Below are 21,410 nucleotides of genomic sequence, written 5' to 3'. Positions count from 1 at the left end.
ATTGTGCTATTGACAGACTTTTATGAAATAATCGCCTTTAACTCTATATGCATCCATGGTCTGAGGCTTGCAATACTGCTGCTCGCTAAATAGAGGGAGTTCTTTGACTGTAATTGTTTCGCCATTTTTCAGTGTAAGTTGTTCTGGCGTGAGTAGAATTGTCTCTTGGAAGCGATAGTTGCTTCCCTCTTTCCTAATGTGTCCAAGCTTAGTAAGTAAGTCGATAGCGGCGTCTAGTCTTTCAGAATTTGCTCGGCCTCTCAGGCTGCTGGGGCCATACTGTTTTACTTTGGTCAGAGTAAATGTTGTTCTTACCCCGCTAATGAGGTTGTCAGTCTGTGTTTCGGGTGGCGTTACTTGATTTCGATATCTTCTTGTGTCTTGAGCGGCTCGCGTGTGATCTATGCGGGAATCTTTATTGGCAAGGCTTAGTAAGAAGTGCGCCAGATTGTTAGCGTCTGTAACTACTTGTGGTTCGTTAGCTAGGTGCGCTATGAAGTGCCCTGAACAAGCTCTAGCAAACTCCCAGCAAAATTTTAAAGTAAATAAATCAATCTCGGTATCGTTGTCTGAGGTTCGCTCAAATGTATGCAGGATGGCTGCTAGCCGACTGGCATTTTCAAGTAATTTAGATGCGTGATCTCGGAGGTAGTGGTATAGTCCATTGCTCCTCATTTCTTGTTCTAAGTATTGACTGTATTCGTACCAGAGACTCGCAGCTGGCTCCGAAAATCTCAACACCTGACGACTAGACGAGGTCGCGAACGTCAATTTCTCGCGAACACGGGCATTGAAATTCTGCTTGCGTGGTAATGATGATAGCTTTTCGTGAGTTCGTTCGCCGGCCATGGTGCGCGGTTTAACGACTAAGAAGCGAGCAAGGAAGCCGGTACCACGAGCTTCATTGCCGCGTTTTCCCATGAACGATGCGATAACGCTTGGTTGAGCCATTAGCGATAGGGTTAGTCGTGCATCTCGAAGAATAAACCCCTCTCTGGATACGCGATCGACAATTACGCTGCCACCGTCCCAGAGTGTATTAAGCTTGTCGAGTTCACCTAATGCTTTACCGCTGAAAATACTACTAGCCTCGCTGGTCAGTAAGCAGCCGTTAGGCCTGTTTTCGTAAAGCATTTGTACCAGAGCTTGTGGGGTGGTGTCTTCATACAGGAACTTCCCTGACCGGTTAGGTTGGGGTTCGGTCTTGAGATGCTCGGTGAGTTTTTCTAAAGCTGCGTGCGTCGCATCTTCATCTTCCTGCGCTGCGCATTTGCTATACATGCGCTGCAGATGTCGTTTCTTAGTTTCCCATAGTTCATAGTTGATCCGGTGCTTTCTAAAAGAAACTTCGTTAGCCTGGTACTCCTCATCATTTAGTACATTGATTGCGTCAAAGAAGTAGTTCTGCGTTGTGGTCTTCCTTTCCCCCGATTCGGCGATGGTTAGGAGCATTAATGAGGTAGGTGCCGGGTGGCCAGTAGGCATCTGCAAATTGACTTGCCCTTGACAGGCAGTAGCCATGGCACCGAACGCGCACATCATTGCCATCTCTCGAGAGACCTGTAGCTCTCGAGCAGCCTCTGTCACAGCGGACTCGAACAAGCTGTGCTCGCGAAAGCAGGGCCAGCCTTGCTGAACGGTAAGCATTTCACTGCCAGAGGATGCAGACTTAATATGATCTGATTTTTTCATTTTTTGTAGCTATTTCCGCTATTTTCTAGCGACAGTAGCAGAATAACGGAAAATTTTCTCTATACGATTTCTGATAGATATAAACAACATGGCGATGAAGGCCGCCTAGGCGCCTTAGGGGATAGCGCGGCGAGTCAGCAGCGGCCACGTCGAGACGCAGATTGGCAGTGGTTGGCGGAGGCATTGGTGATTCAGCTTATGCAGCAATCTATCGCCGTCCTGTGGTTGCCTACCCCGTGGGTTGATCGCGGCCTCATCTACTACAGGTAGGCTCCGTGTATTTTTTTACAACCTCCCCAAATCCTCTGAGCTAACAGAGGAGCCTGCTCATGAGAATTATCCGGCTGAAAGAAGTCATCGACTCGACTGGCCTGGCTCGGTCGACCATCTACAAATACATCGCGGAAAGCACCTTCCCGAAACCCGTTTCACTCGGCGACCGCTGCGTCGGCTGGGTCGATAGCGAGGTGCACGACTGGATCCTGGCGAGGATTGAGGAACGTGACTTGGCAGAGGGTACCGTGGTGCGCTCCACCGGCCACCTGACTGTGGCTAGCTAGAACTAACCTGTGCCATGACCGGCTAAGGCTGGTCATGGCGTTTATGCTGCTTGGGGAAAGGCTACGTTCTCAGCTAACTCCCCCATGTTGTGGTTAGGCAAATCTCTCGGCAGGCAGGCAATGTCGCTCCCCATATGCCTTGCCTTGCCGGGATTGCTTGCTGAGAGTGGGAGGGGGATCTAGTTATATAGTCATTAACTATCTATTAGTCACCAATAATAGACTGCCCTCTCGCACTATCTACGCATAGCCTAGTCCCTAGGCTAGCGGCGGCTACCCAGTCAAAAAGTACACAGCACCTACCTGGTATACGAACAACCAACCAGGTACCTCCCATGAAGACCAACACCTTTCGCTCACAGTCCGATATTGCCATCCGAATTGAGCGCCTCATCAACGCCGTCCAGCGTACAGATAGCCAAGCCTTCCAAATCACATACTCAAAGCATGGCGATGAGCGAGTCAGTGAAACCCGGCTGTCAAAATACTTCGACGGGATCGTGCAAATGGTCGCGCTGTTCAAGTGTGATGCGGAGTATCAGCTCAGCTGGCACTTGAGCCTTTTTCAGGAGGCCTGCCAGGCCATTGGGGTTGAACTCAGCCCCTTTGGTGGCATTACCTGCTTGAGTGAGAGTGAAACGCGCTATCTGAGCACCAGTGAGACGCTGAACGAGCTAACCAAGGGCATCCGTACTCTCCTCTTCAAAAAGCGGTATACCCGCCGAGGGTACGACCAGCGCTATCAGGCGCTCCAGCAAGAGATTGAAATCGGCCGCTACGTTGATGCAGTGCTTGATCGCTACGCTCGCACCTGTGTGATCAGGGTTGATCTGTATTACCGTACTGAAGCCCAAGCGAGGTTGCGTGTGGAGCGCGTATTCGACGACCTGAATCGGTTAATTGTTGAGCGTGAACGTAACCTGATTTTCGACCATGAAACCGGCTACATCTGCAGCGTTGAACAAGGCGAAGATCGTGGCTATCACATCCATGCGGCGTTCTTCTTCAACGGTGCTGCAGTGAGTGCCGACATCTACAGGGCTCAGCGGATCGGTGAATTGTGGGAGCGCATCACCCGTGGTCAGGGTTGCTTCAACAACTGCAACATCGAAAAAGATAAATACCACGACAGGCTGGGGCTTGGCCTGATTCACCGGCGGGACATGAGTGCGCGGGGTGACGTGCATTACACCATGCGTTACCTGGTTAAGAATGATCAACACCTGCGGCTGAAGCCAGTAGGCGCTCGTTGCTTGCGTAAGGGACAGGCAAGGAGGGTTTCCACGACGGCTAATCGTCCATTCCCCGACAAGCGTAATTCATCACGTAGGTAGGGCTGGTAGCTCAGGCTCGCGCTGGTGATCCGATGGGATGCCAGCGTGCCGGGTGCTAGCACGGTGCTGGTGGAGTCCTGGCCGGTCGATGGTTTAGGCTCTGGCCTGGAATCTAAGGCTCAAGTTCTCTGCCGACTGGATTGTGCAGCTCACACCCACCCAGCGCATCAGCAACATGAATGAAGTGCTCAAGGTGATCGAGGCGGCCAAGATCCCGGCTGAAGTGCTCGCCAGCAAAGCCTTCGACTTCGACCGCAAACAGTTGCAGGACTTACTGGACGGCGCCATCTACGGTCGGCGCTTCGCTCGATATATTCTGCTGCGCCTGGAGTACCTGCTGGCCAGCCATGCTGCGCCGTTGAACCTGCCGGATGATATTAGTGTGGAGCATATCCTGCCGCAGAATCCGGACGATGCGAGCCAGTGGGTCAAGGACTTCAATGAGGAGCAGCACGAGACATGGCTGCATCGACTGGGCAACTTGATGCTGCTCTCGCGGCGCAAGAACACCTCCTTGGGCAATCTGGATTTCGCGAGCAAACGAGTTCGCTATTTCGAGGATCGGGTGGAAAGTCTGCCAAACTCGCAGCGCTTGTTGGCGATGGGAAGCTTTGCTCTGACTGATCTGGAGGCACGTCACAAAGACCTGTTGCAGCGTCTGAAAGACTCGTACGAGTCGGGTGCCTGACTCAGCGCTCAGTAAAGCCACAGGAGCAAAGAAAAAAATGGGTCACAGCGTGAGCAGTTACAGGCTGCTCATGCTGGCTTATTTCGACATGCTGGAGTGAGTGCCGGGCGCTCTGGATCAGCGCTGCGAAGTGATGCGAAGCCCGGTCCAATTGAACAGCCAGTTGCTGCTTCACCAACTGGTAAGTCTCCGAGATTGCCCAACGAGACCTCACAAGCTCGTCTATATGAGGCTAATGTTGGCTCTGCAGCACCCGACAAACCTCGAGATTTGCGTCAACAAACTCCGCCCAACTGTATAGCTCTGCATAGTGCATCCGGTACTGCCGATCCACCCGGCAGATATCTGGTCGGGTCTGATAAATCAGACAGTGCCGTTCAGCATCACTGTAGTGCCGACATGTGCCGTCTCCCCGATCCAGATAGCGAGTTTGCTCAGCCATATTTACATTGCGGCAGCACAGCCCGCATTGCGTACACGGAAACGCTGGTAACGTCATACCAGCGAGGTCAGCCAGTTACGGGTACTAGCTGCATTCCCTATCTCGAACGGCAGTTCGATACCGCGGGCCTGTACTTCTTGCTGCAACACCACACTGCGCTGCAGTTCATCGTTGCAACTTTGTAGTTCGAGGCTGAAAGCTTGCAGTTCGTCCACGTCTAGGTTGAATTCCAGTCGGCTCAGTTCGGCCAGGTATCGATCTAATTCGGCATTTATCGCCTGAAACTGTTTGATTGTGCCTGTGTGCGGGGGCAGTGATTCGATAAATGCCCACAGCTTGAGCGCCACGCCGCTGTGCAGCAGAAAGTAGTTGAGCCCAAGGGTGATCACACCGGTAACCAAGGCGCTGGCGAAGGCGGCTAGCTCGGCACCGAACGGGAAGCTGCACACCGGCAGAAGTTGGGCGTAGGTCATGGAGCCGACGACGGTAGCGGCACTTACGGACAACAGCGAGGTGACTGCTTGGCACAATTCAACGAAGCTGAGTTGGTCGGGGTTGAAGATCATCAGTTTGATGGCCTTGACCAGTTGGCCCCAGACTTCGCGAATGATCTTGATCGCCATCACCTGCGTGGTGGCGAGGATGTTGAACACTGTCGTGGTGAGGCTGCCGAGGATGCCTGCGAATAGGCCGTCTTTGAAAGACACCAAGAAGTCACTGAAGCGTCTTTGCACTCGCTCCCAGATACCTTTGAGTGAGGCGGTGATGCTGTCTACGAATGTTTCGAAGCTGAACTGATGCTTGAGCTTGTCCAGCAGGGCGGGCAGTTGCTCGCGTAGTTCGAACCACACTTCAGCCATGACCATGCCGAGCATCTGCCGAGTGCCCATAGCCAGTCCGGCGGTGCCGGCAGCGCTAGCGGTCTGATGGAAAAACTTGCTGCTGGTGTAGTAGGTGTGGTTGATCTGCTGCTCGTATGGTGCCCGCGCTTCAGCATCGCGCTTGCGCATGGCGTCGGGATCTACCGCTTTGAGTTCGATGATTTTGTTTTCGGTTTTACGGATCTTGTCTTCCAGTTCGCGGGCCATGTGTTGCTGCTGCGGTGTTTCACGCGGCAGAGTGGCCAGGCGAGCGCGGTCTTTGGCCAGTGTTACTTCGTTGTCAGAAATCAGGCCAGGCAGCCTTTGCAGGTACTCATTGATGGGCGCCTGCTTTTTCGATTTGTTTACGGTTTCGTGGGTGGATTGCAGATTGCTGCTCTGATTGGCCAGTTCTACGCCGCTGAGCCCCGCTAGTACCCGACCGGCATCGTCATGAATTTCCTTGGCGCTGATCACATGGTCGAGGTTGCGCTGTTCGTGTGCGCCCATCACGGCATTGCGATAGGGGTCGCGCAGGGCGCCAGCGGCGTGCAGGGTTTTATCCTGCTGGCCGGTGGCGATGTAATTGTCGTGCTGATGGTAGGGGGTACTGTCGTATTCGCCGCGTTGCTCATAATGCTGCTGTTCGGCGGCGGTGGCCCACACACCGTTGCGCACATTGTGGACTGTGTCTACGTTGCCTCCTTTCTGGTCTTTGAACAGCAGAAAGTCCAGTCCGAAACTGGTTACAAGGCTGTTAACGACAGTTTTCTCGAGCTCTTCAGCCCAGGGGAAGTCTTGCGCTGCGGCGTGCATAGTGGCGTCCGTGACAAGTGAGTAAGGTGCAGGGCGGAGGCGGGGCCGTTTGGCCCCGTACCCGGGTCAAGCCGGCTCTATGCGAGCTGCGCTGGCCTTGGTATCACCAAGTTGCTTATCCAACTGATCCGTGTTGAGGATCATCGATCCGTCTTCGTCCGTGTCCATCACCGGTACGCCATTTTCGTCTTTGATGACTTCGCCGTTGGCGATCTTGACCTTGAACAGCGGCGTGGTGATCAGGTCTACGAGGATAGTTGCCAGTGCGAAGCCGTTGTTGATCAGGCGCAGAATGGAGTCGCCCAGCTTGGCCAGTTCTCTCTGCGGGTCGAGTTGGCGAGACCTGATGTCTTCGATGTGGTGGGCGATGAACTTGAGGTGTTCGAAGTATTGATCGAATTGCGCGTAAACCGACTTCAGCACGTCGCTGATGTCGAACACGTAATCTTCCGTCTTGCTGAGTTGTTGCTGGGCTTTTTCCAGCTTCGCCACGGCGTTATCGACTTCACGGTCGGCCTTGCGCGCGTTCTTCAACGCCTCTTCGCCATGGCTGTCGTATGCCCAACCCGCGATGGCCAGCACCGGTCCGGCCACGGCGGCGCCGAGAATCGCCGTGCCGCCGGCCATGCCCAAGCCGCCGGTGGCCAGCGAGCCGCCTCCAATAGCCGCCAGCGTAGCGTTGGTCGCAGCAACGCCAGCTAACGAGGAGATGGCGGTGCCAGTAGAGGCTGCACCCAATGCCATCACGCCGCCATATACGGCAAATCCAGCCGCAGCGCCGGCTACACCCGCTCCGGCGGCAGCGCCCAACACGCCGATGGCGGTGTAGCTGTAGTTCTCGACACGCTGCAGTTTGTGCTTGGGAATATTGATTTCCAGCTTGTCTTGGCGGCCGTTGTTGAGTTTTTGCAGCAAGTCTTCGGCGAGAGTTTTGAACTCGTTGAACTGCTGGCCGATGTTTAGTTCTTCCTGGCCCAGTGATTCGAGGGCGTCAGTGGTGGCCTTTTCCTGTACGTCGAACGCTTCCTTCTTCCCGGCGTAACGCTTTTTTGCGGCGTTGACGATGTCGTCGGCTTCGGAATGCTTCTGGTAACCGTCGTAGCCTTTCTTGGCACCGTAGGCTGCACTGGCCAGCGCCGCGGCGCCGAGAATGAGGGGAAGTGGCATGACAATATCCTTTTGAAGTATTGGGATGTTCAGGCAGGTTGCTGGATTGCGCCGGTTTCTCGATAGAGCGCTTGCATCGAGTTCAATCGCTCACGAATCTCCTCCACCCACACCGCGGGTGCATGCAGGCGAATGTTTTCGTTCAGGGCAAAGATCCACCAGAGCGTTTCGCGGTCCAATGGCACTGTTGCGTGAAGGCGGTGCCAGCCATGACTGGCGGTATCGCTCAAGGTTTGCCGATGGCTCAATGGTGTTTCACTGAGCAAGGCCGCGATCTGTGGGCGGACATCGGCAACTAGCTCGACTTGTGCCTCTGCTTCCCGCTGGCTGAATACGCCACTGGCGATGTAAGCATCGACATCGAAGCTCTCATGTTCTTGAGCGGCCTGCTCGAGTACGGTCACTTCGGTAATCCGGTGCAAGGCGAACTGACGCAGATCGCTGAAACCGTCAACAGAGGCAAGCAGGTAGCTCACGGCGTGGCGTGAGACCAGGCCGGCCGGGTGTAGACGAAAGTGCTTGAGTTCGCCTTTGCTGCGACTCAGATAAGCCACCTCGAGTTGCTTGCGCTCGAGCAGGCCCGCGGATACTTGCGCCCAGGTATGTGCTCTGACCTGCGCTGGTAGCAGAGTTTTCCCATACGGCAGTGTACGAACGCGTTTTGCCCAATCGGCCAGGCCGTTACCGCCCAAGCCGCTGAGGTAGTTGCGGGCTCGGCGAAACTGAGGGGCCAATTGATCCAGAACGCTCTGCGGTAGAATCGGGCTGAGGTGGCTTTCAGATAAGAAAAGCGCCAGGGCGGTCGGCGCGTCCATGTCCTCAAGCTTGAGCGGTGCCTCGCGCGTGAAGCTCCAGCGGAATGGCATTTCGCTGTCGTCGCACTGCAAGGAGAAGGGAACCGACAATCGATTCAGGTCGCGCTGAATCGAGCGCAAGGTCACCGAAAAGCCTCTATCGCGAAGCTTCTCGAGAAGGGTTGGAGTTGCGATGCGCTGAGGCTCGGTTGGAATCAGGCGGAGTAATGCAAATAGCCTGAGCAGCGTATCCTTCGCTTGGGACATGGTAACTACCTCTGTGTCTCAACCGGTCGCCAGTGACTTGGCGTCAAGTTGACGTCGATTCTACTAGGCTTAATGGCTTTGTGCCACCTGTTGTGCAGTCCCTACGACAAAGCCATTCGCTGGTTTGCATGAAACTTGAGCACCGGCTGCGGCTCCGCGTGTTCATCAGGAAGAAGAAGGAGCCCGTGCTTCCTTCTCACGCTTCAGCTCGCTGTATTCAAGGTACAACTCATAAACTTTCTTCAACACCACAACAAATCCGATAGCGGCAAGTAGGTTTTTCATACAGGTGGCCTCCTAAACATGCTGAAATTTTCTCTGATGGGTGCGACAGCTTATGTCGCGTGTATTAAGGATTACTCACCAAATTTCAGGAATTGCTCTAGGCGTACTTTTAGCACTTCCTTGTGGGCTGCATTGCGACGTTGAGGCGTGGGGGTGTGGCAGTTAGGGCAGTTGAGGAACCAATCACGATGTAGCACTAGCACGTCGCTGCTGGGGAGTATCGTTTTTTTCCAGGAGCAGTATTGACAGATAAGGGTAAATGGGCGTGATGGGAACGGCATGGTTGCATCTCATGGCTATCTGGCGGCGCCATGCTGCAGCCAAGGGGCGACAATTCTTGTCGCGAAACCCCCGGTTATTCCCCCTGCCACCGAGTCGCCTGCAGCTGCAATCCGACCGGATGTGTATATTCGGCACTTGAGTCCTTGCTTTTCAATGAGCCGTTCAAGGTTTTCGACTGTTGCGCTAAATTTCATTGTGCTGACTTCCTCCAGGGTAAAGCTTTCTTTTTTCTTTGTCTTTCTACGATTTGTTCATTGGGGATTTCGTCGCACTTGTAAACGTTGACGTACATAGGGCACCCTTATGATTCTGTGATTCGGCTTATTTAAATTTAAAGGCAAAATAAAGAAGTTTCGGTAGCAGGGTGATACGCCCCGCTACCGAAGTTTTGTTAGGGGCGTTTCCCTTCCTTGCACATGTTTTCCCACTCATCAAAGAAATCGAACATTATTGGAGCTTCGTTGCCATTCTTTTTCCGGAAGTCGGCCGCCCACTGATCGACACATGCATCAATATCAGGGTTGTTGCTACCTTCTTCTTTCGGCATTTGTAAGGCAGAAGCCATGTCTCCGCCATTTTCGGGGCCGGTTCCTCTTAGGTAAGCTACGATCCGCCCGTCTTTGGCATTACCCAGATAGTAGCCCCTTGGAAGGGAAATGATGTTCAGATCCTGTTGTTGGATTTGCCCAGCATAATCACCGTTGGAGTCCCAGAAGCCATTAGGTAATTGATAATAGTACGCACAAGTGCCTTGCTTGCAGAACGCAGTCAGCCGAGTCTCAAGAACTTTGACGCTGCCATCATCCATCTTGTAGGGGAGTTTGGCTGGTATATCTTCTGGAGAGCAGTCCAACCACTTTGCGTTTTGTTTGCTTACAGGGCATTCCTGTACATCTGCCGCCTGCCAGGCAGCGGCATTTATGGAGTAGAGGTTGGCGCCCCATCCTAGTAATGAGACCAAGAGAATCTTTCTGAGCATTTGATTTTTTCCTTTTCCTGATGGGGATGTAGTAGGCGAATGCACTCTGGGAGTGCCGGTCCGTTATCAGATGGGTCGTAAATGCCGTGGTCGTTTTGCCATCATAGCTTGACGATTTTTGCCATGGCAAGAATCTCCGCTATCCAAGATAAAGACCGTGACCTCGTGAAGCTGGGGGCGGCCGTACGTGCTCGTCGCCTAGCTCTTGATCTGTCCCAAGAGGCGCTAGCTGACGCGGCGTCGATAGATCGTTCCCATATGGGGAAAATCGAGAGGGGTGAAAGGAACGTCACCTTCCTGAACATTTGTCGGATAGCGGCAGCTATCCGGTGCAAGCCATCTGACCTGCTGATTGATGCTGGGCTTTAGTCCTGTTTGCTTAGCAGTCGTCCAAACACTGCGCATGCCAGCACGATAATCAGCAGCAGTGGCCAGAGACGCAGCATGAGCACCAGCAGCACGACGGCCACTGCACAGCTGGCCAGCACCCCAATGAACACGAACAGCAAACCAATGAAGCGCACCAGGTTCATGGCGCGATCCTCCTTGTAGGTTGAGCGATGGGGGATGCCGCGCATGTCACTCCGCGGTGTGTTGAGCACGAGCTTCGGCGCGGGCTTTCAGCAGCGTCGACAGGGTGGTTTTCGGTGCAGTGTGTGGCTCTGCTGCAGGAACAGTTGAAGGGGGCGATTCAGGAGTCGGCTCCGGGAAAAACTCCTCGGCGATGGCTCCGGTCTCCTCATCGCTGTCCTCGAAGGCACCATTGGCAAAGCCCAGCCGTGCGGTGGCATCCAGCGCCACCTGGTCGAAGCCGGAGGCCTGGCGCGCTTCATCGAGTTCCCGCGCCTGCTGCAGCGCTTCCTCCATCGACAGCCCACTGCGTACCGTGATGTCGACGTAGAAGATCGGCGAGCCGTGGCTTTGTCGGGTGGACTTCCCACGCAGGCGTAGCTCCAGCGGCAGGCACGCCAGGCGGTTGCCGGAAATCGCCTGCAGGTACTGCAGCCGGGCTGCCAGGGTGCGGATGCTGTTGAAGCCGGTGGTGCGGAACACGAAGCACCCTAGCGGATCCTCATCGCCGATGGCGACGTTGAGGCGACCATAGGGCTTGCAGGCACCGCCCTTTGCCAACGGACAGCCATCCGGCGAAGGGCAGGGCAGCGAGGCGATACCGTCCTGGCTGCGGCGCTTGCAGGTTTCGCCGTTGCCGACACACAGCGGCCGTCCGGACTGCCGATCGAACAGGCAGTACTCCGCGCGGAAGTTCAGCTCCGGCGCGTTGAACAGCAGGCGGATCGGAATGCTGCGGATCTTGCCGCCCTGGACCTTGCGCAGCTCCTCGTCCAGGGGATGCGCCAGCCAGCCATCGCGGAGCTGGACCTGCGAGGTGAGGGTGAATTGATCGTCCTTCTCCGGCAGGCGCTTGCCGTTCTTCTCGACGACCTTGCCGATGGAAATCCGCCCGAGCACCGGCGGGGTAATGGCCAAGCCTTTGAGCATGGTGGTTCTCCAGTGGATGAATAAAAGGACCACCCCGGCGCAGGGGAAACGTCGGGGGTGGTCAAGGGGGGAATCGAATTCAGGTGATCAGGAAGCGCCGGCTGCCGACCTTGGTGGTGGGGTAGCGCGCCAGCAGGTAGGGCTTTTCCTTGAGCAGCCGCGGCACATCGAGCACCACGCTGTCCTTGGCCTTGCGCCAGGACACCGTGCCGTTGGCGAACAGCGCCCGACTGGCATCGCCCATGGCCTGCTGTAGTTGTTGCTTCAGCTCGGCCTCGCGCTTGCCCTGCAGTTCCAGGTTGGCGCGTACTACCTGCAGTTCATCGAAGGCGGCCGACAACCGCGGATCCTGGGTGAAGTCCAGGGTGTGACCCTGGTCCTCCGGGTACAGGCAGCGCAGGGCCTGCTCCGCCGAGTCGGAGCCGTCCGCCGGTGGTGGCGTATCGCGTTGCACGTAGCCCCAGAAGTCGCGCTCCAGCTCGATCAACCGAGCAATGAGCTCCTCGTCGCGCTCGATGCGATGGATCTCCAGGTGCTGGCCGCCGAGCAACACGGCCACGTCGGCCGCCTGCTTGCCGGTGACCGCCAACTGGTGCATCACCTGCAGTTGCACATAGACCGGTACACCTTCCTTCCACAGACGGGCGCCGTCGATACCGGCGGTCTTGCATTCGAGGATTTGTACGTCGCTGGCGCCGATCACCTCGCGGTCGATGTTGGCCAGCATCCAGTCCAGTTTCGGATCCGGATGCTGCAACACCGCATTGATCCGCCGTACCCGGTTGCCAGTGCGGCGGGCATAGTGGTTGGCGACAATGGGCTCGAGGATGTTGCCCCAGTAGGTTGGGCTTTCCTCGTCGTTGGGATCGCTCTTGGGCAGCCCGGCATCGCGGCCGGTCTTCTCCAGCCACAGCTCCAGCTGCGACTTGTAGGGGTTGAGGCCGACCGCAGCCGCAGCATCCGAGCTGCCGATACCGTGCTTGCGCACGGCCAGCCAGTCGTTGCGGGACAGGTCCTTGGTACCGACCAGGCGCAGGGCAGGGCGCTGTCGTGTCCTGTTGGACGTGGAATGGGCATGAGTCATGAGGGTTTTTCTCCGGATATAAAAATGCCCGGCCGGCAGAGCCGGTCGGGCATCGGGGAATGGGCGGCCGTCAGGCCATCAATGGGAGGACCACATCCAGGTGGTGCTGCGATCACTCCCACTTACCGGGCTACAGCAACGGCTGTGGAGGCCGCCGGCTGCCGTTGCCGTGCGTGATGGGCACGCACTTTCTCGCGCCAGCCGGGCGAGAGTTCCTTGGCCATGTCGAGATAGCGCAGCGGGCAGCTGTAGTAGTACGGCGCCATGGACTCATCCATGGCTTTGTAGCCCCACTCGCCGCCGCTGCGTTGCAGCAGGTCGCAGCGGATGTAGCGCATCGACTCGCCAGGCGCGAGGTCTGGGTAGACACCAGTAGCTTTCGCCGTCATTTCGCTGACGGACCACAGCACATTTCCGCGCAAGGTGTGCACAAGCACACGAACACTGGCTCGTGCCGTGTCTTCGGGGCGGATCAGATCTTGGATGAGTTCTGACCGGGTACGGGATGAGAAGAGCCAGCCCATGAGAGAGGCCTCCAATGAAACACCGGAGCCCACTCCACGGGAGTGGAACCCCGGCGGGTGGAAGGGAGCGCCCACAGCTGTGGTACCTACGAGCAATCGCTGTAGCCGCAGAACTGCTTGGGCGAAGATGAATAACGAGAAGAGGGAGCTGTCGTCAGGCTACCAATTGCAGGGCCGCCTCCAGGGCGCGTTGCTTGATCACTGCTCCCTGGCCAAACCAGGCCGAGTCCATGCGGTACTCGTTGCTGCGCGCCCGGCGCTCGTGGTCGACGTACTCGGTGACGGCATTGAGCAGGCCCCAGGCAGTACCGTTGGCGGCTTCCAACTGCGAGCCACGACCGCGGCCTTCGTACAGGCTTTGCACCCGACGCAGCGCGCGTTCGTTCGGCAAGGCATCCGGCAATGGGTTGTTGGGCTGGGCATCACAGAGCACCTGCATGAAGTAGCCCATTGCCTCGTGCCACTGCACCTTGCGTTCGGCCAGGTGGCGCATGCGGTACATGAACTCGTCCCATTGCGAGACGGCGATCCCCAGTTGCTTCTTCACCGCCTGGGCATCGAAGCGCGTGCTGTGCGGCACCTTGATCGCCCGGGTAGCACCATCGACGGCGATGGTCAGGGTGTTGTTGCACACCACCCGCACGGTGGTCGGCGTCGCCGTGGTGGCCAGGGTGCCGTCGCAGGAGGTGGCCAGCAGCAGGTAGCCATTGACCAGGTCGTTACCCTTCAGCGAGGTGTTCTGCCCGGTGCGTGCCAGCGCCCAGAACTTACGACCACCCTTGAGTACGCCAGCGGTTTCCAACTCGTAGCCGGAGACCTGGGTGAGGTCGCGGTAGAACTCCAGCACTTCCCGTGGCTGCACCACCTGGTAGCGCTGGGAGACTACCGAGAGCGGTGCCTTGTTGTCGGAGCGGTAGAGCACCTTCTGTTCGGGAAAGGAGTGGATGCTGCCCAGGTGGCCGACCGCGTCCGCTTTGAAGTGAACCGGGCTTTCCTGGATCTGCCAGTCCATGCCGGCTTCACGCTGCCAGACTTCCAGCGGTTGTTTTGGGGACAGGCGGCTACCCAGGCCATGCCAGGGGGCTTCGCCGACATAGGCCATACGTTCGATGAGATGAGCCATGATGAGTTTCCTGTGAGCAATAGCCGGCATAAAGCGCTGCGCGAAGCGCAGCACCGGCGGAAGGAATGAAAGGGAAGGGGAGCGAAGAACGAAGCCGATCAGGTCGGCAGGTTGAAGCGATGACCGCAGATCAGGCAGAGGTTGTTGGCGAGCACATGGCGATCTAACTGATCGCCTAGCTGGGCACCGAGCGCACAGCCACCTACGCCCCCTGCCAGGCCGCCGAGAATGGCGCCGGACAACGAGCCGAGGGTGATGCCCAACGGACCGGCAATGGCTCCGACTGCCGCACCGGCCTGGCCGCCAGCAAGAGCTGCGGATGCACCACGCGCTGCGCCACCGACGGTGCCAACCAGGGCGCCGATCTTCATGGCGGGATGCAGGGATGCGATCTTGGGAGAGTTACAGCGAGGGCACTGCAATGACATGGCTGGAAGGCCTCCATGGTGGGTATGTCATGGCAGTGATGTAGGGCTGAATATTTTTCGAATCGAAAGAGCTTTGTCTGCTTGATTCCAACCTGTTGAGAAAAATGGGTACAGTGCACGCTGGCCTGGGGAGGGAACCGCATGTTTTTGAACGATCAGGAAACGGCGACCGATCTGCTGTACTACGAAGCGATCGCCAAGACGGTGGTGAAGCTAATCGGGAAAACACCGGAAACTCCGATCACCATTGGCGTACACGGGGATTGGGGGGCGGGAAAATCCAGTGTGCTGAAAATGCTGGAGGCCTCGTTCGAAGGCAACGACCGGACGCTGTGTCTGTGGTTTAACGGCTGGACTTTCGAAGGATTCGAGGACGCCAAGACCGTTGTCATCGAGACAATTGTCGATGAGCTGCGCCGTGCCAGGCCCACATCCAAAAAGGTGGCCGATGCGGCGAAGAAGGTCCTCAAACGCGTCGACTGGCTCAAGCTTGCCCGAAAAACCGGAGGGTTCGCGCTCACGGCCTTTACTGGGATTCCCACCTTGGATCAGCTCAAGGGTGCCTATGAGTTTGCGTCCGGGTTCCTGGCCAAGCCGCAGGAGAGTGTCTCGGCCGAGGACATCAAGTCTTTCGCCGAAAAAGCAGGCGATTTTCTCAGGGACGCAGACGACTCCGCTGACCATCTTCCCGAGCATATTCACGCTTTCCGTGCGGAGTTCAAGGTACTGCTCGACGCAGCGGATGTGGACAAGCTGGTGGTCATCGTCGATGACCTGGACCGCTGTCTGCCGAAGACGGCGATTGCCACTCTGGAGGCCATCCGGCTGTTCCTATTTGTCGAGCGGACGGCGTTTGTCATCGGCGCCGACGAGATGATGATTGAGTATGCCGTGCGAGAGCACTTCCCCGATCTTCCCCAGAGCGTCGGACCTGTGTCTTACGCCCGCAACTATCTTGAGAAACTGATCCAGGTCCCGTTCCGCATTCCTGCATTGGGCGTGGCCGAAACCCGCGTGTACGTAACCCTGCTACTCGCCGAGAACGCCTTGGGGGCGACTGATGAACGCTTTGAGAACCTGTTGGCCGAAGCGCGTAAAGACATGCAGCGACCCTGGAAGAGTCGCGGTCTGGATCGGAGGACGGTCGAGGAGAGCATGGGAGGGACGGTACCGTCGGAAATCGACCAGGCGCTGGTGATCAGCGCGCATGTGACCAAGATTCTCAGCGAAGGCACGCGCGGCAATCCGCGGCAGATTAAGCGCTTTCTCAACTCCCTGATGCTTCGCCATGCCATCGCGGACGAGCGGGGCTTTGGGGCTGACATCCAGCGCCCCATTCTGGCGAAGATCATGCTGGCCGAACGTTTTTATCCTGACTTCTACGAGCAGATCGCCCGGTTGGCCGCGGGACATCCGGATGGCAAGCCCGAGGCGATCCGCCAGTTCGAGGCGCAGATTCGCACCGAGGCCAAGGTAGAGCAGGCAGACGGCGAAGAGGCCACGACCAAGAAGACGCGCAAGGTCATGCAGGCAATAGCTCCAGAGGTTACCGAGTGGGAGAAGCACCAATGGGCGAAAGACTGGGCTGCCATTGAGCCCGTGCTCGCCGGCGTCGATCTGCGTCCGTATGTCTTCGTGACCCGTGACAAGCGCAGCTCCCTGGGGGGATCGGTGGCCGTCAGCCACCTGGAAGAGATCGTCGAAAAGCTGATGGGTCCCCTGATTATGGTACGCGCAGCGAGCGGTGAGCTGGGCAAGCTCACCGGCGCGGAACCAGAGGAGGTCTTCGAGGCTATCCGTAGCCGAATCTTCCAGGAGGACAGTTTTACCAGGAAGCCGAAGGGTATCGATGGCCTGGCTCGTCTGGTCGAAGCACACCCGCAGCTCCAGCGCAGGCTGCTGGACTTTGTGCGTGAGTTGCCCACCAACAAGATCCGGGCCTGGGCGGCATCGAGCTGGACTACCTGTTTCAAGGACGCATTCGACACAGAATTCCAGGTCGTATTGAGGGGCTGGGCGGAGCAGACCGAAAACACAACCCTGCAAACCGCGGCGCAGGGCATTCTCAAGCTACAGGGACAGGGTTGAGACAATGGGTACTTCCAAAGCCTACGGAGGGCCCGCGAGTGGCCTGGTTCCGTCATTTGTGGACAATCCGCCACCTCCTACCGTTCCTCGCCCGCCGGTAGCACCGGCATCCGCACCGTCTCAACCGGCGCAGCCAGGTGCGCCTGGCACTCCTGTGGCGCCGGGCGCACCAGGGCAGCAGCCGGTGGCTCCACGACCGCCAGATATCGGTGGGGCGGGTACCTCCTTCAGAGGGGCGCGCGGCAATTTCTCGCGGTTCGCCAATACAGGGAGCAGCAGTTCGCTGGGTAGGGCCATGGCGAGCTATATACGCAGCGGTACGGGCGGTGCCCGGCGCGCTAGCCGCCGGATGGGGTCGTCCCAAGTGGCAGCCCGGGGGATACTCGGCATCGTCCGCGATATCCAGCAGTTGGGGCCCGAGCAGATGCTACGCCAGCTCAACCTCGGCAATCTGGCTGGACAGCCGGCCGCGGATGTTTTCGTGGCGCTGATGGAGTTCATCTGTCCGCCGGGTGGCGCAGTCGACGAAGGTATCGCCCGCCAAGCCATGGTTGAAACGATCGCAGATATGGCCGATGCCGGTGTTGGCAGCTTCGATACGCTGACCCGTGAGCAACTGAACGACGTGTTCCTGGATTTCATTGTCCATTCGATCGAGGGGCGGGTCATGGCTGACATGGGGGGGCGTGGAATTACGCTGCCCAATGATGTGGCTGCGGTGGAACATATGCAGGACCAGTTGCATGACTTCGTATCGGGCGCGACGCGGGGGCAACTCGCGGGGCGCCTGGATGGGGTTGCGAACTTGTCGGATCGCGACATCGAAGTGAAGGTCAACCAGATCTATGAGACTGCCTTCGACCTCATTGCAGCTGCTGGGGAGGAAGCCGAGTGAAACATCACTCCATCATTGCCAGGCTCGGAGCCACGGATACACGCCTGGTCACCACGAGCCGTCTCGATACGCAACCGACCACGATCAACTTCCTGGATGGACATGGCCACCTTAACTTCGGCCTATGGCAGGCACTGAGCGCCCTCAACGAGTTGGGCCTGACTCCCTCGGAGAAATCCGTGGATCTGGCTCTGTTGGCGGCTGCGGTGACCGCCGCCGACACCCGTATTTCACGCGACGAAGATGCTCAGGATTCCTGGACCCGGGAAATCGATGTCCATCTCCCGGTTGCTGACCCGCAACTCTGGAGCAGCCTTGCGCCGCTGATCGTGAAGCTTCTGAACTTCCTTACCGGGGATCGCTGGGGTGTCCATTTCCGTCCACGCCCAACCCTTGGAGGTGGACTCGCACCGGAGCAGACGCAGTTGCGCATGGTCCATCCCACTTCTGTGTGTCTGTTTTCTGGAGGGCTGGACAGTTTCATCGGGGCCATCGACTTGATCTCGGATGGGATGGCGCCTTTGCTGGTCAGCCACTATTGGGATGGGCTCACTAGCTCGTACCAGTCCAGTTGTGCGGAGCTCCTGACCACATACTTCGGCAGCCCCCTTGAACATGTCCGCGCTCGGGTGGGTTTCCCGAACGACATAGTTGATGAAAACGGCGGCGAAGACACACTCCGGGGCCGATCTTTTCTCTTCTTCTCCCTTGCAGCAATGGCGGCGGACGCGGTGGGCGGGGACATGGTCATCCACGTGCCGGAAAATGGCCTGATCTCGCTCAACGTGCCGTTGGACCCCCTGCGCGTTGGCTCGTTGAGCACCCGGACGACACACCCCTATTACATGGCGCGCTTCGACGACCTCCTTCGCGGACTCGGCATCCGGGCCCAGCTGGAGAACCCATACTCCTCATGACGAAGGGAGAAATGGCCAGGCAATGCCGAGACCAGGCCTTTCTCCAGCGAACTGCAAGCAGTACGATGTCCTGCTCGTCTCCCCTGAGTCGACGCTATGATCCAGACCCGACCGAGCGTTCGCCCAAACACTGCGGTCGATGTGTGCCATGCTTGATTCGGCGGGCCGCCTTGTATGAGGCTTTTGGTAGCGACAATACGCCGTACCGCATTGCCGACCTGCAGGCCCAGGTGCTGGATACCAACAAGGCGGAAGGGGAGCATGTGCGTTCGTTTCAGCTCGCCCTGGCGCGGCTCGCGCGGAGGCCTGGCCGTGCGCGATTCGATATTCACCAGCCGGGTCCGCTGATCGATCATCCCGACAAGTTGTCCGATTACGAGGCCGTATACGTGCGGGGACTGAGTGAGGTCGGGCGACTGCTTCAGGGTGTGCAAGCGCGCCCTCTTTGACGTGATCGTACCGATGCAAAAATCATCGCCCCTGTGGGTCGACTTCCATTGCCATGCTGACCTCTACAGCGACCATGAGGCGCTCATCGCCGAATGCGACCGCGAGCGTGTGGCGACGCTCGCGGTCACCACTACGCCCAAAGCTTGGTCCCGCAATCGTGAGCTGACCCAGCGTTCGCCCTACGTTCGCGTTGGGCTAGGGTTACACCCGCAGCTTGTCGCTGAACGGGCGGGCGAGTTGCCTCTGTTCGAGCGCTACTTGCCCGATGCTCGATATGTCGGGGAAGTTGGGCTGGATGCGGGACCTCGCTTTTACAGCAGCTTCGAGGCTCAGGAGCGAGTGTTCGAGCGCATCCTGCGAGCATGTGCAGAGCAAGGTGACAAGATCCTGAGCATTCATAGCGTGCGAGCAGTTGGTAAGGTGCTGGGGCATCTCGAACGGGCGCTGCCGCCCGAACGGGGGGGGGTGATCCTGCACTGGTTCACCGGCTCGGCCGCAGAAGCGCGTCGTGCGGTGGAGATGGGCTGCTACTTCTCGGTCAATGAGGAGATGCTGCGTTCGCCCAAGCATCGGAAGCTGGTCGCCAGTTTGCCACCGGACCGCTTGTTGACTGAGACGGATGGTCCGTTCGTACAGCGCGATGGCAGTCCGATCCGCCCATCACAGGTGGCCCGGGCGGTCGGAGAAATTGCTGAGGTTCATGGGGTGACGGCGGAACACGCGGCCAAAGTGATCCTGCAGAACCTAAAACGCCTGGTGACGGCCTGACAGGTCGGGGGAGAGGGCTTTCTCCGCCTGTTGGCTACTGCTCGGAGCAACAAGATCATGGACTTTCGGGCTCTGAGAAAGACGCTTCGCCCGGTAGTGGGTGACCTGAAGAATCATTGAACCAACACAAGCATGTCTGCGTTTTCTACTGAGACGATAATAGGGAGCTTATTGCTGTTGAGTACAGGGTGTTTATGGATTGGATTAGATGTGCGGAATTATATTTTGGTTGGCTTTTAAGATTTCGGTGGTGTTGGCTCAAATATAGAGTGTCACGGCGATATGGTAGTTGGTCAGTACTGTAAACATTTGAGTTTTATTGGGAGCATGTGGCGGGTGTTGTTTTTGTCGTGCCATGCTAAAGCCTGGTTTTGTTTTTTATTGTCGCCATTGGTTGCGTGGGTGATATGTAAGTGGCGGCAGTATCGTGTGCATCTCAGTGAGATCTTGGAAATATTTCTTGCTAGAGAATATTGGCAAAGGCTTGGTTGTTCTGGCGCGCGGTGGTTATTATAGACGCATTGCTGGACGGCTTGCTTGGTTTAGATAATATTGCCGGGCTTAAGGGGTGGTGTGTGTCTTTTTTGTTGGGAGTTCTTTAAGTGATTGCTCTGTCATCTGGAGCTAAAAATATAGCTATGAGGGGTTTAGCTCTGTCCCTGGCTTCGATTGGTGCGTTGGTTTCGGGGTGTGCGCTCAACGAGCAGAGTGCGGATGCTCAGCAAATCGATATCGGCATGGAGGGGTATGCTAGAGCGCTATCAATTGAAGTGTCTTCTGATAAAGTGAAAAGCTTGGGCTCGGCTTCTTGGCTGTCATCTGATCTTGTGATTACTGCTTCCCACCTGTTTCTAAATATGCCTGAGGATAGTCAAGTCAGGGTCGGAAAAAGAGGGGCCTGGGTAGAGGCTGAGGTAGTGGCCATTGACGACCCTGCGATTCTTGATCTTGCAATTCTCCGTGTTCGAAATGGCAGAGATATTCAGCCGACAGTGGTTGGGTTGGCTTCGGTGCGGATATGTGAAAAACAAATTAAGCCTGCTCAAGAAGTGCTTGTGGTCTCTGAGTTTCATAATGGCTCATCTCGCTCGTATGGCTCGCCGGACTATATGAGCTATTCTCAAGGAGCTATGTGGACAAGTCACCTGACGGGCTATTACCCCGAAGGGACAAGCGGTGGTGCGCTGTATGAAGTGAAGAGCGGATGTTTGGCGGGCGTGATAAGCCGTCGACGTGAAAGCTTTGCGACGGGGGCCCCATCTATATATTCGACTGAATTCGTTACTGCGAAAGAGATAAATCAGTTCTTGCGTGATAATGGAGTTAGGCTTCCTGAGAGCGCGCTCTAGAGGTGTCAGTGTTGCTTATTCGGAGTAAGGGCTGGGGCGCTGGGTGATTCACCCCAGTCGAAAGAAGGCTTCGGCTTTTCGGGTTGAGATGGCCTGCGATTCTAAGCGTTATGACCGC

General features: G+C 57.0%; 22 protein-coding genes. 10 read left to right on the top strand and 12 right to left on the bottom strand.

What is annotated here, in order from left to right; all coding sequences use genetic code 11:
- Positions 1-6: 6 nt before the first annotated feature.
- Entirely contained in the window at positions 7-1,692 is a 1,686-nt protein-coding gene (locus IG194_RS02810) for a YfjI family protein (protein ID WP_082996233.1), read from the bottom strand.
- A gap of 329 nt (positions 1,693-2,021) precedes the next feature.
- Between IG194_RS02810 and IG194_RS02805 the strand changes: the two genes are divergently transcribed.
- The 3 genes from IG194_RS02805 (at position 2,022) to IG194_RS02795 (ending at position 4,274) form a co-directional block, all read left to right on the top strand.
- Positions 2,022-2,252: a helix-turn-helix transcriptional regulator gene (locus IG194_RS02805; protein ID WP_058487206.1), complete on the top strand. Its 231-nt coding sequence runs from the start codon at positions 2,022-2,024 to the stop codon at positions 2,250-2,252.
- A gap of 335 nt (positions 2,253-2,587) precedes the next feature.
- Positions 2,588-3,586, top strand: a complete 999-nt coding sequence (locus tag IG194_RS02800; RefSeq protein WP_058487207.1) for an inovirus-type Gp2 protein — start codon at positions 2,588-2,590, stop codon at positions 3,584-3,586.
- Positions 3,587-3,761: 175 nt separating this feature from the next.
- Positions 3,762-4,274 carry an HNH endonuclease family protein gene (locus tag IG194_RS02795; RefSeq protein ID WP_176707147.1) on the top strand — a complete coding sequence of 171 codons (513 nt, stop codon included), beginning with the start codon at positions 3,762-3,764 and terminating at the stop codon, positions 4,272-4,274.
- Between the two features lie 232 nt (positions 4,275-4,506).
- On the opposite strand, the gene IG194_RS33245 is transcribed toward IG194_RS02795, so the two are convergent.
- The 5 genes from IG194_RS33245 to IG194_RS02775 form a co-directional block, all read right to left on the bottom strand.
- On the bottom strand, positions 4,507-4,773 hold the full coding sequence (locus IG194_RS33245; RefSeq protein WP_082996234.1) for a YkgJ family cysteine cluster protein: 267 nt from the start codon (positions 4,771-4,773) through the stop codon (positions 4,507-4,509).
- Positions 4,770-6,392 carry a hypothetical protein gene (locus IG194_RS02790; RefSeq protein WP_058487209.1) on the bottom strand — a complete coding sequence of 541 codons (1,623 nt, stop codon included), beginning with the start codon at positions 6,390-6,392 and terminating at the stop codon, positions 4,770-4,772. The genes IG194_RS33245 and IG194_RS02790 overlap by 4 nt, the downstream gene beginning before the upstream one ends.
- 66 nt (positions 6,393-6,458) lie before the next feature.
- Entirely contained in the window at positions 6,459-7,559 is a 1,101-nt protein-coding gene (locus IG194_RS02785; RefSeq protein ID WP_058487210.1) for a hypothetical protein, read from the bottom strand.
- Between the two features lie 29 nt (positions 7,560-7,588).
- On the bottom strand, positions 7,589-8,620 hold the full coding sequence (locus IG194_RS02780; RefSeq protein ID WP_058487211.1) for a helix-turn-helix transcriptional regulator: 1,032 nt from the start codon (positions 8,618-8,620) through the stop codon (positions 7,589-7,591).
- A 958-nt stretch (positions 8,621-9,578) separates the two neighbouring features.
- Positions 9,579-10,166, bottom strand: coding sequence for a hypothetical protein (locus IG194_RS02775; protein ID WP_141679724.1), 588 nt, complete (start codon positions 10,164-10,166; stop codon positions 9,579-9,581).
- Between the two features lie 123 nt (positions 10,167-10,289).
- On the opposite strand from IG194_RS02775, the gene IG194_RS02770 reads away from it, so the two are divergent.
- A complete protein-coding gene (locus tag IG194_RS02770; protein WP_082996236.1) occupies positions 10,290-10,535 on the top strand; it encodes a helix-turn-helix domain-containing protein in 246 nt (81 codons plus the stop codon).
- On the opposite strand, the gene IG194_RS02765 is transcribed toward IG194_RS02770, so the two are convergent.
- The 6 genes from IG194_RS02765 to IG194_RS02740 all read right to left on the bottom strand — a co-directional run bounded on the left by IG194_RS02765 (position 10,532) and on the right by IG194_RS02740 (position 14,768).
- Entirely contained in the window at positions 10,532-10,699 is a 168-nt protein-coding gene (locus tag IG194_RS02765; RefSeq protein WP_176707148.1) for a hypothetical protein, read from the bottom strand. The two genes, IG194_RS02770 and IG194_RS02765, sit on opposite strands and share 4 nt — an antisense overlap.
- 46 nt (positions 10,700-10,745) lie before the next feature.
- Positions 10,746-11,666: a hypothetical protein gene (locus IG194_RS02760; protein WP_058487213.1), complete on the bottom strand. Its 921-nt coding sequence runs from the start codon at positions 11,664-11,666 to the stop codon at positions 10,746-10,748.
- 79 nt (positions 11,667-11,745) lie between these two features.
- Positions 11,746-12,750, bottom strand: coding sequence for a YqaJ viral recombinase family protein (locus IG194_RS02755; RefSeq protein ID WP_058487214.1), 1,005 nt, complete (start codon positions 12,748-12,750; stop codon positions 11,746-11,748).
- Positions 12,751-12,872: 122 nt separating this feature from the next.
- The gene (locus IG194_RS02750) at positions 12,873-13,274 is read right to left on the bottom strand and encodes a hypothetical protein (RefSeq protein WP_058487215.1); all 402 of its coding nucleotides are present in this window, start codon (positions 13,272-13,274) and stop codon (positions 12,873-12,875) included.
- Positions 13,275-13,428: 154 nt separating this feature from the next.
- Complete coding sequence (locus IG194_RS02745; protein WP_058487216.1) at positions 13,429-14,397, bottom strand: DUF932 domain-containing protein; 969 nt, start codon at positions 14,395-14,397, stop codon at positions 13,429-13,431.
- Positions 14,398-14,495: 98 nt separating this feature from the next.
- Positions 14,496-14,768, bottom strand: a complete 273-nt coding sequence (locus IG194_RS02740; RefSeq protein WP_003150493.1) for a hypothetical protein — start codon at positions 14,766-14,768, stop codon at positions 14,496-14,498.
- Between the two features lie 198 nt (positions 14,769-14,966).
- Here IG194_RS02740 and qatA point away from each other — a divergent pair, with 198 nt between their 5' ends.
- From qatA to IG194_RS02715, 6 genes are all read left to right on the top strand, one after another.
- Complete coding sequence (gene qatA / locus IG194_RS02735) at positions 14,967-16,913, top strand: Qat anti-phage system ATPase QatA (RefSeq protein ID WP_058487217.1); 1,947 nt, start codon at positions 14,967-14,969, stop codon at positions 16,911-16,913.
- Between the two features lie 295 nt (positions 16,914-17,208).
- The gene (qatB, locus tag IG194_RS02730; RefSeq protein ID WP_197674141.1) at positions 17,209-17,808 is read left to right on the top strand and encodes a Qat anti-phage system associated protein QatB; all 600 of its coding nucleotides are present in this window, start codon (positions 17,209-17,211) and stop codon (positions 17,806-17,808) included.
- The gene (gene qatC / locus IG194_RS02725; RefSeq protein WP_225617165.1) at positions 17,805-18,725 is read left to right on the top strand and encodes a Qat anti-phage system QueC-like protein QatC; all 921 of its coding nucleotides are present in this window, start codon (positions 17,805-17,807) and stop codon (positions 18,723-18,725) included. Before qatB ends, qatC begins: the two co-directional genes overlap by 4 nt.
- Positions 18,726-18,895: 170 nt before the next feature.
- Positions 18,896-19,174 (top strand): hypothetical protein, encoded by a 279-nt coding sequence (locus IG194_RS32665; RefSeq protein ID WP_225617164.1) that lies wholly within the window; start codon positions 18,896-18,898, stop codon positions 19,172-19,174.
- 4 nt (positions 19,175-19,178) lie between these two features.
- The gene (qatD, locus tag IG194_RS02720) at positions 19,179-19,943 is read left to right on the top strand and encodes a Qat anti-phage system TatD family nuclease QatD (RefSeq protein WP_058130937.1); all 765 of its coding nucleotides are present in this window, start codon (positions 19,179-19,181) and stop codon (positions 19,941-19,943) included.
- 602 nt (positions 19,944-20,545) lie between these two features.
- Positions 20,546-21,292, top strand: coding sequence for a trypsin-like peptidase domain-containing protein (locus IG194_RS02715; protein ID WP_141679725.1), 747 nt, complete (start codon positions 20,546-20,548; stop codon positions 21,290-21,292).
- The last annotated feature ends 118 nt before the right edge of the window (positions 21,293-21,410 follow it).

Source organism: Pseudomonas sp. ADPe, from assembly GCF_014843515.1.
Taxonomy (GTDB): Bacteria; Pseudomonadota; Gammaproteobacteria; order Pseudomonadales; family Pseudomonadaceae; genus Pseudomonas; species Pseudomonas citronellolis.
Note: the sequence above shows the minus strand (reverse complement) of the source record. Positions and strands in the feature narration are given on the sequence as shown.

Coding starts and splice junctions, on each gene's coding strand:
- IG194_RS02750 (WP_058487215.1), bottom strand. CDS start 13,274: ATGGGCTGGCTCTTCTCATCCCGTACCCGGTCAGAACTCATCCAAGAT.
- qatB (WP_197674141.1), top strand. CDS start 17,209: ATGGCGAGCTATATACGCAGCGGTACGGGCGGTGCCCGGCGCGCTAGC.
- IG194_RS02765 (WP_176707148.1), bottom strand. CDS start 10,699: ATGAACCTGGTGCGCTTCATTGGTTTGCTGTTCGTGTTCATTGGGGTG.
- IG194_RS02740 (WP_003150493.1), bottom strand. CDS start 14,768: ATGAAGATCGGCGCCCTGGTTGGCACCGTCGGTGGCGCAGCGCGTGGT.
- qatA (WP_058487217.1), top strand. CDS start 14,967: ATGTTTTTGAACGATCAGGAAACGGCGACCGATCTGCTGTACTACGAA.
- IG194_RS02800 (WP_058487207.1), top strand. CDS start 2,588: ATGAAGACCAACACCTTTCGCTCACAGTCCGATATTGCCATCCGAATT.
- IG194_RS02810 (WP_082996233.1), bottom strand. CDS start 1,692: ATGAAAAAATCAGATCATATTAAGTCTGCATCCTCTGGCAGTGAAATG.
- IG194_RS02760 (WP_058487213.1), bottom strand. CDS start 11,666: ATGCTCAAAGGCTTGGCCATTACCCCGCCGGTGCTCGGGCGGATTTCC.
- IG194_RS02780 (WP_058487211.1), bottom strand. CDS start 8,620: ATGTCCCAAGCGAAGGATACGCTGCTCAGGCTATTTGCATTACTCCGC.
- IG194_RS02775 (WP_141679724.1), bottom strand. CDS start 10,166: ATGCTCAGAAAGATTCTCTTGGTCTCATTACTAGGATGGGGCGCCAAC.
- IG194_RS02770 (WP_082996236.1), top strand. CDS start 10,290: ATGGCAAGAATCTCCGCTATCCAAGATAAAGACCGTGACCTCGTGAAG.
- IG194_RS02790 (WP_058487209.1), bottom strand. CDS start 6,392: ATGCACGCCGCAGCGCAAGACTTCCCCTGGGCTGAAGAGCTCGAGAAA.
- IG194_RS02795 (WP_176707147.1), top strand. CDS start 3,762: ATGAATGAAGTGCTCAAGGTGATCGAGGCGGCCAAGATCCCGGCTGAA.
- IG194_RS02805 (WP_058487206.1), top strand. CDS start 2,022: ATGAGAATTATCCGGCTGAAAGAAGTCATCGACTCGACTGGCCTGGCT.
- IG194_RS02785 (WP_058487210.1), bottom strand. CDS start 7,559: ATGCCACTTCCCCTCATTCTCGGCGCCGCGGCGCTGGCCAGTGCAGCC.
- IG194_RS33245 (WP_082996234.1), bottom strand. CDS start 4,773: ATGACGTTACCAGCGTTTCCGTGTACGCAATGCGGGCTGTGCTGCCGC.
- IG194_RS02745 (WP_058487216.1), bottom strand. CDS start 14,397: ATGGCTCATCTCATCGAACGTATGGCCTATGTCGGCGAAGCCCCCTGG.
- IG194_RS02755 (WP_058487214.1), bottom strand. CDS start 12,750: ATGACTCATGCCCATTCCACGTCCAACAGGACACGACAGCGCCCTGCC.